This is a genomic window from Paenibacillus sp. EC2-1, from assembly GCF_049311625.1.
Taxonomy (GTDB): domain Bacteria; phylum Bacillota; class Bacilli; order Paenibacillales; family Paenibacillaceae; genus Paenibacillus_AQ.
In genome coordinates this window covers 3,839,848-3,853,480 of sequence record NZ_CP186006.1, presented here as the reverse complement: position 1 = coordinate 3,853,480, position 13,633 = coordinate 3,839,848, and the positions used below count along the sequence as shown (strand labels likewise).

General features: G+C 44.0%; 15 protein-coding genes and 1 other RNA gene. 10 read left to right on the top strand and 6 right to left on the bottom strand.

Annotated features, from left to right (window positions below; translation table 11 throughout):
* The first annotated feature begins 28 nt into the window (after positions 1-28).
* Positions 29-1,627: a DEAD/DEAH box helicase gene (locus ACK8P5_RS18155; RefSeq protein WP_422657662.1), complete on the top strand. Its 1,599-nt coding sequence runs from the start codon at positions 29-31 to the stop codon at positions 1,625-1,627.
* Positions 1,628-1,731: 104 nt separating this feature from the next.
* On the opposite strand, the gene ACK8P5_RS18150 is transcribed toward ACK8P5_RS18155, so the two are convergent.
* Positions 1,732-1,836 carry a YjcZ family sporulation protein gene (locus ACK8P5_RS18150; RefSeq protein WP_422657661.1) on the bottom strand — a complete coding sequence of 35 codons (105 nt, stop codon included), beginning with the start codon at positions 1,834-1,836 and terminating at the stop codon, positions 1,732-1,734.
* Between the two features lie 179 nt (positions 1,837-2,015).
* Here ACK8P5_RS18150 and ACK8P5_RS18145 point away from each other — a divergent pair, with 179 nt between their 5' ends.
* From ACK8P5_RS18145 to ACK8P5_RS18135, 3 genes are all read left to right on the top strand, one after another.
* Positions 2,016-2,816: a DUF624 domain-containing protein gene (locus ACK8P5_RS18145; protein WP_422657660.1), complete on the top strand. Its 801-nt coding sequence runs from the start codon at positions 2,016-2,018 to the stop codon at positions 2,814-2,816.
* Positions 2,817-2,851: 35 nt separating this feature from the next.
* Positions 2,852-3,042: non-coding RNA, 6S RNA (gene ssrS / locus ACK8P5_RS18140), on the top strand.
* A 168-nt stretch (positions 3,043-3,210) separates the two neighbouring features.
* Positions 3,211-3,603, top strand: a complete 393-nt coding sequence (locus ACK8P5_RS18135; RefSeq protein WP_422657659.1) for a DUF1499 domain-containing protein — start codon at positions 3,211-3,213, stop codon at positions 3,601-3,603.
* A 76-nt stretch (positions 3,604-3,679) separates the two neighbouring features.
* On the opposite strand, the gene tpx is transcribed toward ACK8P5_RS18135, so the two are convergent.
* Positions 3,680-4,198 (bottom strand): thiol peroxidase, encoded by a 519-nt coding sequence (tpx, locus tag ACK8P5_RS18130; RefSeq protein ID WP_422657658.1) that lies wholly within the window; start codon positions 4,196-4,198, stop codon positions 3,680-3,682.
* A 122-nt stretch (positions 4,199-4,320) separates the two neighbouring features.
* Between tpx and ACK8P5_RS18125 the strand changes: the two genes are divergently transcribed.
* A complete protein-coding gene (locus ACK8P5_RS18125; protein ID WP_422657657.1) occupies positions 4,321-4,941 on the top strand; it encodes a rhomboid family intramembrane serine protease in 621 nt (206 codons plus the stop codon).
* Positions 4,942-5,017: 76 nt separating this feature from the next.
* Positions 5,018-5,947 carry a LysR family transcriptional regulator gene (locus tag ACK8P5_RS18120; RefSeq protein ID WP_422657656.1) on the top strand — a complete coding sequence of 310 codons (930 nt, stop codon included), beginning with the start codon at positions 5,018-5,020 and terminating at the stop codon, positions 5,945-5,947.
* A 64-nt stretch (positions 5,948-6,011) separates the two neighbouring features.
* Here the strand turns inward: ACK8P5_RS18120 and ACK8P5_RS18115 are convergent, their stop codons facing one another.
* Positions 6,012-6,686 (bottom strand): zinc metallopeptidase, encoded by a 675-nt coding sequence (locus ACK8P5_RS18115; RefSeq protein ID WP_422657655.1) that lies wholly within the window; start codon positions 6,684-6,686, stop codon positions 6,012-6,014.
* A gap of 28 nt (positions 6,687-6,714) precedes the next feature.
* Positions 6,715-7,158, bottom strand: a complete 444-nt coding sequence (locus tag ACK8P5_RS18110) for a MerR family transcriptional regulator (protein WP_422657654.1) — start codon at positions 7,156-7,158, stop codon at positions 6,715-6,717.
* A gap of 270 nt (positions 7,159-7,428) precedes the next feature.
* Here ACK8P5_RS18110 and ACK8P5_RS18105 point away from each other — a divergent pair, with 270 nt between their 5' ends.
* From ACK8P5_RS18105 to ACK8P5_RS18095, 3 genes are read left to right on the top strand one after another with little or no spacing between them, the layout of a single operon-like run.
* Positions 7,429-8,865, top strand: coding sequence for an ammonium transporter (locus ACK8P5_RS18105; RefSeq protein WP_422657653.1), 1,437 nt, complete (start codon positions 7,429-7,431; stop codon positions 8,863-8,865).
* A 36-nt stretch (positions 8,866-8,901) separates the two neighbouring features.
* Positions 8,902-9,981 carry a DUF294 nucleotidyltransferase-like domain-containing protein gene (locus ACK8P5_RS18100; protein WP_422657652.1) on the top strand — a complete coding sequence of 360 codons (1,080 nt, stop codon included), beginning with the start codon at positions 8,902-8,904 and terminating at the stop codon, positions 9,979-9,981.
* The gene (locus ACK8P5_RS18095; RefSeq protein ID WP_422657651.1) at positions 9,978-10,718 is read left to right on the top strand and encodes an exonuclease domain-containing protein; all 741 of its coding nucleotides are present in this window, start codon (positions 9,978-9,980) and stop codon (positions 10,716-10,718) included. The genes ACK8P5_RS18100 and ACK8P5_RS18095 overlap by 4 nt, the downstream gene beginning before the upstream one ends.
* On the opposite strand, the gene ACK8P5_RS18090 is transcribed toward ACK8P5_RS18095, so the two are convergent.
* Complete coding sequence (locus tag ACK8P5_RS18090) at positions 10,704-11,213, bottom strand: Mov34/MPN/PAD-1 family protein (protein ID WP_422657650.1); 510 nt, start codon at positions 11,211-11,213, stop codon at positions 10,704-10,706. The genes ACK8P5_RS18095 and ACK8P5_RS18090 overlap by 15 nt on opposite strands.
* Positions 11,214-11,325: 112 nt before the next feature.
* On the opposite strand from ACK8P5_RS18090, the gene ACK8P5_RS18085 reads away from it, so the two are divergent.
* Positions 11,326-11,880: a TlpA disulfide reductase family protein gene (locus ACK8P5_RS18085; protein WP_422657649.1), complete on the top strand. Its 555-nt coding sequence runs from the start codon at positions 11,326-11,328 to the stop codon at positions 11,878-11,880.
* Positions 11,881-11,962: 82 nt separating this feature from the next.
* Here the strand turns inward: ACK8P5_RS18085 and cimA are convergent, their stop codons facing one another.
* On the bottom strand, positions 11,963-13,582 hold the full coding sequence (gene cimA / locus ACK8P5_RS18080; RefSeq protein WP_422657648.1) for a citramalate synthase: 1,620 nt from the start codon (positions 13,580-13,582) through the stop codon (positions 11,963-11,965).
* Positions 13,583-13,633: the final 51 nt, after the last annotated feature.

Here is a 13,633-nt window from a genome sequence, read left to right as displayed (position 1 = left end):
TCCACTAGATAGAAGGAGTATGAACCTATTGAAAACATTTGCAGAATTCGGTTTGGAGCCCCAGGTGCTCCAAGCAATTACAGAGCTTGGCTTTGAAGAAGCCACTCCAATCCAATCCCAATCTATTCCGATTGCCCTTTCCGGCAAAGATATGATTGGACAAGCGCAGACGGGTACAGGTAAGACGGCTGCATTCGGTCTTCCATTGATCAGTAAAATTGCTAAAGAGGAAGAGCGTATCGTAGCGCTTGTAATGACACCAACCCGTGAGCTTGCTATTCAGGTCGCTGAAGAGATCGGTAAATTATCCCGATTTAAAGGGATTCGTTCTCTTCCAATTTATGGTGGTCAAGATATCGGCCGTCAAATTCGCGCTTTGAAAAAGAAGCCTCAGATTATTATCGGTACACCAGGTCGTTTGCTTGATCACATCAACAGAAAAACAATTCGTTTAGATGATGTACAGACTGTCGTCCTAGATGAAGCAGATGAAATGCTTGACATGGGCTTCATGGATGACATTCAGTCCATTCTTAAGCTTGTTCCAGAAGAGCGTCAAACGATGTTGTTCTCAGCTACTATGCCTCCGAACATCCAGAAGCTAGCGCAGCAGTTCCTGAAGAATCCAGAGCATGTTTCTGTCATTCCTAAGCACGTAAGTGCACCATTGATTGATCAAGCTTACATTGAAGTGCCTGAGCGTCAAAAGTTTGAAGCTCTTAGCCGTTTGATTGACATGGAATCTCCAGAACTTGCCATTGTCTTCGGTCGTACGAAGCGTCGTGTAGATGAGCTTGCTGAAGCACTTCAAAAACGCGGCTACTCCGCAGATGGATTGCACGGTGACTTGTCTCAACATCAACGTGATACTGTTATGCGTAAATTCCGTGACGGAAGCATCGATGTACTGGTAGCAACTGACGTAGCTGCTCGTGGTCTTGACGTATCAGGCGTTTCCCACGTAGTTAACTTTGACCTTCCACAGGATCCGGAGAGCTATGTACACCGTATCGGCCGTACCGGTCGTGCTGGTAAAGAAGGTACTGCATGGTCCTTCGTAACACCTCGCGAAATGGATCACCTGCATTTCATCGAGCGTGTAACACGTCACCGTATTCCACGTAAGCCACTTCCTACAATGGCTGAAGCTATTGAAGGTAAACAACGTGTAACTGCAGAACGCGTACTTGAAATTGTTGAGAAGGGTGAACTGAACGAGTACAAAGGTTTGGCTATCCAACTTCTTGAGCAATATGATTCCGTACAATTGCTTGCAGCAGCTATGAAGTTGTTGACAGGCGATGCCAAGAAAGAAGCAGAAGTACAACTTACACCAGAAGATCCGATTCGTGCTAAACGTCGTAAGCCAGACATCCGCAATGGACGTAAGCCTAGTACAGGATATGGCCGTAGCAACAACAGTGGCGGTTACAACCGCGACCGTAATAGCAGCGGCAGTGGCGGTGGACGTGGTGGATACTCCAAAGGTGGATACAGCCGTGATGGTGGCGGTAGCGGTAGCGGTGGATATAACCGTGATCGTAATAACAGCGGAGATCGCAAACCACGGACAAACAGCGGAGATCGCCGTCCTAACCGTAGTGGAGAAGATTCTTACAAAGGTTAATCTGATTTCAAGATATATCCGTATTAATAGAAAAGACGAGGTTGCTGCTGTTGCGGCATCCTCGTCTTTTTTCTTTCATAGGAACTAGTGAACTAGTCAGTTACTTAGATGAAGAATGCACGAAGAACGATAACCAATAGGATAAAGAGAACCAATACGATACCTACGGTAGAACCGTAGCCATAACCGCCGCCACCACAATTAGACATGTAACATTCAACTCCTTCTCTATAAGGTTGGAATGTACTACGTCCATATCATATGGGGGCACTACTCTGTCAGTTTGGACGAATGTCCATTCATATGTAAATTAGGCTCTGGTCATAGGTGTATAAAATAAGGTATATTAATATATACATGCATGTGACCTGAGTGAGGAGGAATCGTTTTGGAAATGAAAGGAGCCATGGGCGGCTTATATAAAATTACCGAATGGATAACCCGCATCGCTTTTACTAATGTTTTGTGGGTGCTATGTTGTTCGCCTTTTTTATTTATGCTGCTAACAAAAGTCTTAATGGCGATGCAAACGCCTGGTGCGCACAATGAGCAGTTATTGGCTAACTGGGTGATGGGGATTCTGGCCCCGTTCTTAGTATTCCCAGCAACTGCTGCAATGTTTACCGTTGTGAGAAAATGGGTTATGGGCGATCCAGACATTCCGATTTTCAAGACTTTTTTCAGAGGTTATAAAGAGAATTACAAACAAGCGATGATTGGTGGTTTTGTATACACCCTATTATTTGTTATCATGTACGTAGATTACACTGTTTACATGACACAGATTAAAGGCATGCAACTTGTCGGAATTGTGATGCTGGTGTTGCTGCTGGTGCTGTTCGTGTCGATGTTTAACTTCTTTTCCATGGCGGTTCACTATGAAATGAAGACCCGTCAGTTACTAAAAAATGCAATATTATTGACTTTGATTCGACCTTTCCGCGTCTTTTCAACGCTTGCGGGAAGCGCTGTCTTAATATTTATTGGTACGAAAATGCCGGTGCTCTTCGTATTCTTCCTATTCTCCATTATGGCTGTGTTCGCATTCTTTAACTTCTATGCGACATATCTGAAGATGCAAGAACAGGCAGAACGCTTGAAACAGATTGAAGAAGAAGAGTCTGCAGAACAAGCGATGCTAGAAGAGATGGAACATGTGAAATCTGACGATAAAGCGAGAAAATCTTAGGTTTACTTTTTCGAAAAAAACCCCTATAATAAGACTACATCCTGCGATGTGCGTTTCGGTATTCCGTTGTTTTGAACCAATGACGATGTCTCGGGAGATCAACATCGTTTCGTGGCTGGAATGCCCTGTCTATATGACAAGGGGAATTCATAAACGATTCTGAGATCACCCACCTGTTTACGCAGGTTCGAAGACAATGTTACCGGACGGCATAGGCGGGTTCTTACCAAGCTTATGAATGAGCGCCTCTTCCTTCGATTCATCGAAGTGAAGAGGCGCTTTTTTGAAAACAAAAGAACGTGTATTTACATAGAATAAAGGTTTGCTGAAAGCATAAACAATGTTAAACTAGAGAGTGAAAAGGGAACGGTCATATATAAAGGAGGAACGGTCTTTGTCATTAAAACGAGTTCTAACGGGTATCGTGCGCAGCTATGACGGCACAAGCGACCGTGCTAAAGACCCCAAGCTGAAGACGCGTTATTACAATCTCTCGAAAGAGAAATGTTTTGAAGAAGTATCCTCAACACTCAAAAAAATTCCAGGTTACAAAGTGCTTCACGAGGTTGCATCTGTTGGCGAAATTACAATTGAGAAGAAGACCTCATTTGGACGAACATTGGATATAACAGTATCAGTACTTGGGATTAACCCTGTACGATCTGCTGTTGATATGTATTCGGCTTCAAGAGGTTCCTTTGGTGACCTTGGGGCTAACTACCGTGTTATTTTACATTTATTTTCCGTATTGGACAAAAAATTAAGTAAGTACAAAATCGATAGCTAAACATGAAAAAGCGGGAGAGCTGCTCTCCCGCTTTTAAAAGTGTGGCCTCAAATATGTACACGCAATATAGCATTAACTATTGCAGTGATTTAACGGCCTCGATTGCTGCTTCGTAGTTTGGATGCTCGGTCATTTCACCGAGATATTCTACGTAAGTGATTTTATCGTTCTGATCTACGACAAAGATGGAGCGCATATCAAGTTGGAATTCCTTAATCAGCACGCCATAAGCTTGCCCAAAGGAACGAGATTTGTAATCAGACAGTGTGATGACTTGGTCAACACCTGCTGCTCCGCACCAGCGTGCTTGAGCGAATGGAAGGTCAGCGCTGACAGTCAGGATGACAACATCCTCACCTAGCCCAGCTGCAGCTTCGTTGAAACGACGTGTTTGTGCATCACAAACGCCAGTATCGAGTGAAGGGACGACACTGATTAGCTTGATTTTGCCTGCGAAATCCTTAAGGGATGCATCTTCCAGCAGATTTTTGCTGACCGTGAAATCAGGAGCAGTATCTCCTACCTGAAGTTCGGGTCCGATAAGAGTAAGTGGGTTACCTTTAAAAGTGGCAACGCCTGTACGTTCTTGAGTCATGAAAAAATCTCCTCCTTGAGTATCAAAGTTTGTGATCAAGTTCATGGTACATTATAATCTTTTTAAAAAGGGAATGTCCACCTAAGGATATCTTGTGTATACATAAGGGATAGGAGGATGCCATGATATTTATTAGATATGAGAATTGGAAAAGCTATCTGCGATACTATCCGTTCACATCGCTGCTGCTCATTGCGAACATCGTTATGTTCTTCGTAATGACGTTTAACGGTGGATCGACGAACTATCTTACACAGCTTGAATATGGAGCAGTTACGAACCTAGAGCCATTTCGTAGCGAGGAATGGCGTTATATTGCAGCTGTTTTTTTGCATAGCGGGTTTGATCACTTGTTCTTTAACAGTTTTGCCATCTTGGTCATTACACCACCGCTTGAGCGAATTATGGGTACGTTTAGATATGCACTGTTATATCTGATGAGTGGTATATTAGGCAATGTGATTAGTGTCGCCTATTACACTAATGTTAAAGTTGATGATACTATTCTTGTAGGCGCCTCAGGTGCCATTTACGGGGTTTATGGTGCGTTTCTATACATTGCCTTGTTTCAGCGTCATATGATGGATGAAGCATCTAGGAAGATGCTCTACACATTGCTAATCATGGGTATTATGTTTTCGTTTGCTCCCGGTATCGGATGGGTGGCTCACTTCGGCGGTATGATCAGTGGTTTCTTCATTTACGGCCTGCTTATAAGACTATTCAAACGACGTTCATCGTAACTGAGTGAGGTTTCGCAGTCTGTATGTATTCATAAGTTCAAAGTAGCAAGGGAATTGAGAATGGAGCGATTATCGCGTGGAATTAAGACAGTTGCAATACTTCGTAAAGGTTGCGCAGAAAGAACACGTTACCCAAGCGGCAGAAGAGCTTCACGTTGCCCAATCGGCTGTTAGCCGGCAGATTCATCAGCTAGAGGAAGAGCTTGGTGTGAATCTCTTTATGCAGAAAGGGCGAAATCTTCAGTTGACACCTGTGGGGCAATTATTTTGTAAACGGGTTGAAGGGATTATGAAGGATCTAGATCGTGCAGTGACCGAAATACATGAATTTCTGGATCCCGAGCAGGGAGAAATCCGGATTGGATTCCCGCACAGTCTTGGTATTCATCTGATTCCTTCAGTCGTAGCAGAATTCCGGAAGAAGTATCCGAATGTGAAATTTCGTTTTAAACAAGGGATGTTTCCAACGCTTATCCGAGATGTTATCTCTGCAGAAGTAGATCTTGCTTTCGTATCTCCGTTTCCAGAACGACACGATCAAGTAGAGGGAGACGTGGTACTTACCGAAGAGTTATTTGCTGTCTTGCCTCCTAACCATCCTTTAGCAGGTGAGAAGAGTATTAAGCTGGAGCAACTTAAAGATGAGCGATTTGTACTTTTCAGTAAAGGTTACTCCCTTCGCCCGATTGTGTGGCATGCTTGCCTGGAGGCTGGATTTACACCAAAGATTGCCTTTGAGGGTGAAGAGACAGATACAATACGAGGTCTAGTCGCCGCGGGCATGGGAGTGAGTCTGCTGCCAGAAATGGCACTGTTTCAGACCAATCCACTTCAGCCAGCACGTGTTAGTATTACCGAACCGAAAGTAACGCGCTCGATCGGACTTATTCATCGTGCAGATGAGAAGCTTCCGCCCGTTGCTCAAGCTTTTAGAACATTTTTATTGCAATATTTTGGACTTGGTTCAATATCAACGAAATCTGCTAAAGATACGAGTACTTTATAATCTAATTTAGCCACCTCATACAACAAAAAGGTTACCGCTCATAAAGAGCGGTAACCTTTTGTTATTAATCGCGATTATTCAAGAAAATCATAATGTAGCGAAGCAATTCAAGCAAGGACAAGAGAGCTGCTGCTACATAAGTTAATGCTGCGGCGTTCAAGACTTTAGCGACACCGCGTTCTTCTTCGTTCGTAATATAACCTTCAGAAACCATAATCTCACGAGCGCGGTTACTAGCATTGAACTCGACCGGTAGTGTTACAAGTTGGAAGGCTACTGCAGCCGAGAAGAAAATAATACCGAGTCCGATCAGGTTGAAGGCTTGGAATAGGAATCCTGCGATCAATAAGAAAGGAGCGATTCCGGATGCGAAGTTAACAATTGGGAACATCTTGTGACGTGCAACAAGCATTGGATAACTTACTTTGTGCTGGATGGCGTGGCCAACCTCGTGACAAGCAACTGAGACAGCAGCGATCGAACGTTCGTAGTAAACAGGTTCGGACAATCTAACAACACGGTGTATGGGATCGTAGTGGTCAGACAATGTACCAGGTACGGGTTCAACAGGTACATCTTGAAGTCCGTTGGCATCAAGCATGTGACGTGCTGCATCGTATCCGGTCATTCCGCTAGTATTCTCGACTTGAGCCCATTTATTAAAGGTGCCTTTTACCCGGAACTGAGCAACAAGCGTGAAGATAAATGCGATGATAATTAGGAAAAACATAGGGTCCATTTAATAACCTCCAAGTTTAGTGTAGGTGTTACATTGGTGTGAAATGGTTGAGTAATATTTGTAGCGACTCGATGCAAGCCGCTCCCTTTGGAAGGATATTGGATAATACTGCACGTGCTTGGTTCGGCTTTAAGTCTTGCAGTATAGGGTTGAGTTCTTTTACATCCCTTTCTAACTGCTGAATTTGGATTTCGAGCTTCGTCAATTTATCAGTGACTTCAGCATCTTCAGTGACTGAACTCCAACGCTCCAGTGTAGTCTTAATCTCTTCGAGGGTATATTTCTCTTGTTTTAAATGATTAATACGTTTCAAAGTCTTTAAAGTTTCATGACTGTATAAACGGTAATTCTTAAGCGTCCGTTTCTCAGGGGAGATCAGACCAATCTTCGTATAGTAGTCGATGGTTCTCTCACTGATCCCTGCTGCTTTTGCAAGCTCTCCAATGCGAAGAAGATTCATGTGTTTACTCATACTCACGTTATTATCACCCCGCAGGCCTGTATGATTTATAATATTATTTCCTGTTAGAAATATGATACATGATCGTGAACCATACAGTCAAACGTCATACTTTTTTGGTTTTATAGGATTAACATTATACTATGTTATATTATATTACATAAAGAATGGATAAAAGCGTCAAATTGGTATAAATCCATTGCTAACTCCGAATATGCCTGCTTATAATGTTCATATAAATTAGTTTACGTCAGATAATATGACATTTAAGGAGTGGGGAGTATGAAAAAAGGATGGATTGGTTCATTCATGGCTATTAGTACCCTGTTAGCGTTTCCGGTAAGTGCATTTGCTGATGATGGAGCGACTAATGTTCAGCTTCAAGCCGGCCTGAACTCTGTGTTTGTCTTTCTAGCTGCATTACTTGTCTTCTTTATGCAAGCTGGCTTTGCACTTCTTGAAGCGGGTTCGGTAAGAATGAAGAACGCTGGCCACGTTGCGGGGAAGACAGTACTGACATTTGGAATCAGTGTGGTTGCTTTTTGGGCGATGGGATTTGGCTTAGCTTTTGGTAATGGAAATAGCTTTTTCGGATTGGAAGGATTCTTCCTAAGTGGAGATAACATGGCGGCATCATTTAGTTCATTAGCGATTTATGATGTTCCAACAACGATCATGTTCTTGTTCCATTTATCCTTTGCAGCTGTATCGCTTGCAATTGCTTGTGGTGGTATGGCAGAGCGAGCTAAATTAAGCGTATATATTATATTCGGAATATTATTCACGATCGTCATTTATCCAGTCGTGGCACATTGGGTGTGGGGTGGTGGATGGCTTGGAAGTTTAGGTATGCAGGACTTCGCAGGCTCAACGGTCGTTCATTTAACAGGTGCTACAGCGGCTCTGGTTGCAACGATTATGCTGAAGCCTCGTCTTGGAAAATACAGTAAAGATGGTAAACCTAACAGTATTCCTGGACACAATCAAGTCTTATCTGTTCTAGGGGTATTAATTATCTGGATTGGCTGGTTCGGATTTAACCCTGGAAGTACAATTTCAGCGTTGACGGATGGTTTCTTCGGATTTGTAGCGCTCAACACCAATATTGCTGCGGCTGCAGGCGCATTAGCTGCATTGTTCATTTCGTGGGCTGTCCTAGGAAAAGCTGATATACCTAGTATGTTAAATGGTGTGCTGGCTGCTTTTGTAGCGATTACTGGAGCTTGTGCTTTTGTTGAGCCGTGGGCAGCGGTTGTGATCGGTGCTGTAGCGGGAAGTATTACTTTCTTTACTGCACAGTGGTTTGAGCGCAGAGGTGTAGATGATCCCGTATATGCATTCTCAGTGCACGGTGTTGCAGGGATGTGGGGAGCTGTATCGACGGGACTCTTCGCTGCTCCTAGGCTCGTGGAGATTACCGGCGTGGGGAACGCAGGATTGTTTTATGGTGGTGGATTTGGACAGCTTGGCGTTCAGCTGCTTGGCTTAATTGGAACTTTTGCATTCGTGCTAGTGTTATCCTTCCTGATTCTTGGCTTGATTAAGATCACTATGGGACTTCGGGTAACAGAAGAGGAAGAATTAATGGGGCTTGATATTAGTGAGCATGGAACGTATGGCTACCCTGAACAAATGAAGCTGCTTACTGAATCGGAAGCTAAGTCCGCTCGATCCCCCGGCATGTCTAATACTTCTGCTCGGGGCGATTCAGCCATTTAACGAAAGTAGAATCATTCGTTGTAGGGAGGGCTCAGCATGAAAACTTTTGGATCGATACATTCATTCCCGGAGTTTTTGGAAATACAGAAGGCAGGAGAAGAACAAGAACTGAGGAATGCACGAATTTCCTGTCAAAATAAACTTCTTGAAATGAAGAATGATACGAAACTGGATGTGTGGATCGCTTGGGTTAACCAGATGCATGATGAGATCGCACAGCGGGCTGTTCAACTATGTGAAATGCAATTAAGTGAGGCTGGCTTCGGCCAGCCTCCTGCCCGTTATGCTTTCGTTACTTTTGGCAGCAGTGGGAGACAAGAAGCGACACTGTGGAGTGATCAGGATAATGGGCTCATTATTGGTGATGAGATGGAGGAGGAAGATTCGGGCTATTTCCTGAAGTTTGGGGTCAGCTTGGTAGGAATACTTGAGTTTGCTGGATATCCGAAATGTACGGGAAAGGTAATGTGTTCTGAACCGATGTGGAGGCGAACTTTATCGGGATGGAAGCAACAATTAACAGATTGGAGTTCTGATCATGCTTGGGAACCTACTCGGCACTTCATCATTGCTTCCGATATGAGACATATAACTGGTAATGCAGAGCTATCTTCTAGTTGGAAGATTCATCTTCGGAACGCTGTTCAGCAGCAGCCACTTATGAACGCGGCACTTCTTCGCAATACGGTCCACCATAAAGCGACGCTTAATGTCATGGGTAGAATCGTGACGGAGCGGTTTGGCGAGCATGCTGGTGATTTTGATGTGAAGTATGGTATGTACATTCCATTAGTGAACAGTATTCGAACGATGGCTTTACAGCGTGGAATCATAGAGACCACTTCGATAAAACGAATGGAGCGGATTATTCAGTTGGAAGGGGGCAGCTTGCTGCTGGAAAATGTACAACGTGCTTTGATGTATTCATTTCGGATGAGGATGGAAACACCGGTGTACTTTAATGAAGGGCTTGTTGTGAGTAGTGGTTACATTCCCAAAGAGCAACTAATGAATAAAAAAGTTCAATACGAGCTTAAAGATTCACTTGGTGTTATACGCCGTATACACCGCTCTCTTGAAAGAGAACTTCGCTTCTTAGATCGGAAGGGCTTGTGAAAGATCCAAGGGAATCTGGGGCAGGATTTTGGCGTTCCCTACGTATGGGGGATATTAATTCGGCGATTACGTCCATGAAGGGGAACCCTTCTGCGCAGCAGATTGCTTTCATTCGCTCACAGATGAAGCAGCAGCGGCGACCAGAGGTGCTGGGTACACCATTGAACCAACTGGAGACTGTCGTATTTGATCTGGAGACAACAGGTTTTTCACATCAGCATGGGGATGAGATCTTGTCCATTGGAGCCGTACGTACTCTCGGAAAGACTGTTATTGAGGGAGAATGCTTTCATATCATTGTTAATGGCGGTGTAACTGTTCCAGAGCATATTACTGCACTGACCGGTATTTCTCAAGCAATGGTTAATAATGCAGTTTCCTTGATGGAGGGGTTGCATGATTTCATGGCATTTGCTGAAGGGAAAGTGTTGGTTGCCCATGCTGCAGGTCATGATCGTGCTTTTTTGAATGCAGCGTTGTGGAAAACTTCTAAGGTTCGATTAACGCATCGACTACTGGATACGATGATGCTGGCTGAGCATTTATTTCCTGGTCGATCAGATTATAGTCTAGATAATCTGCTTCAAGAACAGAGCATCCCCGTTAAAGGGCGCCATGATGCGCTGTGTGACGCTGTGATGACCGCAAGGTTATGGGCTGTTTATTTAGAAGAGATTCAGAACCTAGGATATGCTGAGACCTTGGGCGATTTATATGTATACTTAAGTGGAGCATGATATGACGTAATCTAGTGGTCTCAACATGTAGCGCTTCGTTTCATCGACTTTTCTATTGGATTTCCACGCAGATTGGAGTGTGGGTTCTTTCATGATCTGATATGCTTCGAGATTGAAATCATCAGGAACGAATAGGTTAGGGGTGCCGATGAAGTATATCTGAAGAAGGCTTCCAAAGTATTGCAGCTGACTAATGTCCTCCCATGAAGGGATAGGAAAGCTTGCTGGATGACTGTGAAACAGACCGCAAATCCGAGGTTCTTTTAATACAAGAGAGGTCCATGTTACGGGATCAAGGGAAAAATGATGACGTGGATCAGAAGCTGTATTTCGGACGGGGATATACTCATCGATAATTTGATTATCCTTAGAAGTCTGTCCAAGAAGGACTCCACAAGCTTCCTCAGGTAGACAAGCAAAAGTATGCTGGCGGATGGAATCTAGAACTTTCGTTGTCATTTTAATGTGCCCTTCAGCCGGATTATAAATGTTCACGATTCATCCTCCTTCTATATTATAAAGATAGTTAGGTCCAATTGGTTTGAAAGTTATGGTATTCAGGGTACAATAGTGACTATAAAAAGTCTACCAGTAAAGGAATTGACTCATGAAGCGTAACTTGATCATATTAACGATAATTCTATTCGCTGCAGCAGTGGTTATCTATAATCAAGCAGGAGATAAGATACAGTCAGTGTTTATGGCTGAAGAACCCTTACCTACTGAGACAGGTGCGAAAGCTGGTCTGCTCGCTCCAGAATTTTCCTTGCAAGGTTTGGATGGAAAGACGTACTCTGGTCATGGGACAAGAGATAAGGCGCTCATTATTAACTTCTGGGCATCATGGTGTGATCCTTGTAAACAAGAAGCACCTGAATTGTCGAGATTAGTTACTGCCTATGCCGACGATCTGGAGGTATATGGGATTAACGTAACAAAATATGATAATGAGAAGAAGGCGAAGGAATTTGTTAAGGAATACGCTCTAAAGTATCCCATCATGTTCGATACTGAAGGTAAGGTGTTTGAGCAGATTTACAAGGGAAAAGTGTTTCCGACGAACGTCTTGATTGACCACAGAGGTGTCATTACGGAGATTATTCTGGGCGCACCTGATCCCGAAGAACTTGAGAAGAAGATAAAGAAGCTAATCAAATCTTGAAAATTATAAAATAAAGAAGAGCACGTCCCGTTGAAATAAGGTGGGGACGTGCTCTCTTTACTTTTCCTAAAGCTCTCAGGCTCTAGTGATTAACAAGGCCTTGTCGTGGTAAGGATTCATCTTCAGCCGCTGAAGGAGAAATCTGTCCTAGTAGTGCATAGCGCATACTGTCGACAAGTGCTTCCCAACTGGCTTCGATAACATTACCTGACACACCGACCGTGTTCCAGGAGTTCTCGTAGTTCTTAGACTCCATTAGAACGCGAACTCTACCAGCTGTCGTATCCTGATCGTCTAATACACGAACCTTATAATCTGACAGATGCATATCTTTCAACGCAGGGAAATATTGAAGCAGCGCTTTTCGCAGTGCATTATCCAGTGCGTTGACTGGACCTGTACCTTCGCCTGCTGTGTAGATGCTCTGACCAGCTACATTAATCTTTACAAATGCTTCAGAGACAACAGGTCGCCCTGCCGTTTTCTCTACAAGCATTTTGAAGGATTCGAAGGTGAATAGCTCCTGAAGATCGCCATTGGCTTCCCGAAGGAGAAGCTCAAGTGAAGCATCGGCGCCTTCGAATTGGTATCCTTGATGCTCTAAATCTTTGATCTTACCGATGACATGTTTGGACTGGTCACTGCTTGGGTCAAAATTCAGTCCCATATCTTGTGCCTTGGATACAATGTTGCTCTGGCCTGCAAGTTCAGAGACGAGGATCCGTTGTTTGTTGCCAACTTTCTCAGGCTCGATATGCTCGTACGTTCTAGAGTCACGCAATATGGCAGAGACATGGATACCGCCCTTATGGGCAAATGCAGCGTTACCAACATAAGGCTGATTCACAGGCATATTCACGTTAGCAATTTCACTCACATACCGAGCGGTGTTGGTGAGGTTGTGAATACTGTCGTCACCAATGCAATTATAACCAAGCTTAAGCTGCAAATTCGGGATGATGGAGCACAGATTAGCGTTACCGCATCGCTCACCATATCCGTTAATTGTCCCTTGAACATGGCCAACGCCTGCTTGTACAGCACTAAGTGTATTCGCAACAGCTAACTCGCAATCATTATGCGTATGAATGCCTAGTGGAGCCCCAGGTAAGAGGCCATTCAGTGATGTCACAATATCGTGTACCTCATGGGGAAGACTACCTCCATTGGTATCACACATGACAAGCCAATCTGCGCCAGCTTCACGGGCTTTAGACAATACTGAGACAGCATACTCTGGATTGTGCTTGAATCCATCGAAGAAATGTTCTGCATCGAAGATCACTTCAAGCCCTTTTTGCTTTAGGAAAGCTATGGAGTCAAAAATCATCGCAAGATTCTCTTCTAGAGTAGTCTGCAAGGCGGTATGAACGTGGAAGTCCCACGATTTACCGACAAGCGTAGCGGCTCTAACGCCGGATTCAAGAATCCGGTGGAGGTTGGCATCCTTATCAGCAATGGAGCCTTTACGCCGCGTACTGCCGAAAGCTGTTACTTTTGATGTCAGACCAAGTTCCTGTACTCTTTTGAAAAATTCGATGTCTTTGCTGTTGCTTCCCGGGATGCCGCCTTCAATATAGTGGACACCAAGAGTATCCAGCTTTTTGGCGATTTTGAGTTTGTCATCCGCCGACAAGCTGATTCCTTCGCCCTGCGTACCGTCGCGAAGAGTCGTATCAAAGATGGAAATGGACTTAGACATGATGTCCTCCTTTTTGCGAGTCCGGGATGGACCGTGCAGTGATATAATGTT

What these genes read in the sequence shown, in the direction of transcription:
- ACK8P5_RS18150 (WP_422657661.1), bottom strand. Translation starts at nt 1,836, where the DNA reads ATGTCTAATTGTGGTGGCGGCGGTTATGGCTACGGTTCTACCGTAGGT.
- ACK8P5_RS18125 (WP_422657657.1), top strand. Translation starts at nt 4,321, where the DNA reads ATGATATTTATTAGATATGAGAATTGGAAAAGCTATCTGCGATACTAT.
- ACK8P5_RS18110 (WP_422657654.1), bottom strand. Translation starts at nt 7,158, where the DNA reads ATGAGTAAACACATGAATCTTCTTCGCATTGGAGAGCTTGCAAAAGCA.
- cimA (WP_422657648.1), bottom strand. Translation starts at nt 13,582, where the DNA reads ATGTCTAAGTCCATTTCCATCTTTGATACGACTCTTCGCGACGGTACG.
- tpx (WP_422657658.1), bottom strand. Translation starts at nt 4,198, where the DNA reads ATGACTCAAGAACGTACAGGCGTTGCCACTTTTAAAGGTAACCCACTT.
- ACK8P5_RS18105 (WP_422657653.1), top strand. Translation starts at nt 7,429, where the DNA reads ATGAAAAAAGGATGGATTGGTTCATTCATGGCTATTAGTACCCTGTTA.
- ACK8P5_RS18085 (WP_422657649.1), top strand. Translation starts at nt 11,326, where the DNA reads ATGAAGCGTAACTTGATCATATTAACGATAATTCTATTCGCTGCAGCA.
- ACK8P5_RS18100 (WP_422657652.1), top strand. Translation starts at nt 8,902, where the DNA reads ATGAAAACTTTTGGATCGATACATTCATTCCCGGAGTTTTTGGAAATA.
- ACK8P5_RS18115 (WP_422657655.1), bottom strand. Translation starts at nt 6,686, where the DNA reads ATGGACCCTATGTTTTTCCTAATTATCATCGCATTTATCTTCACGCTT.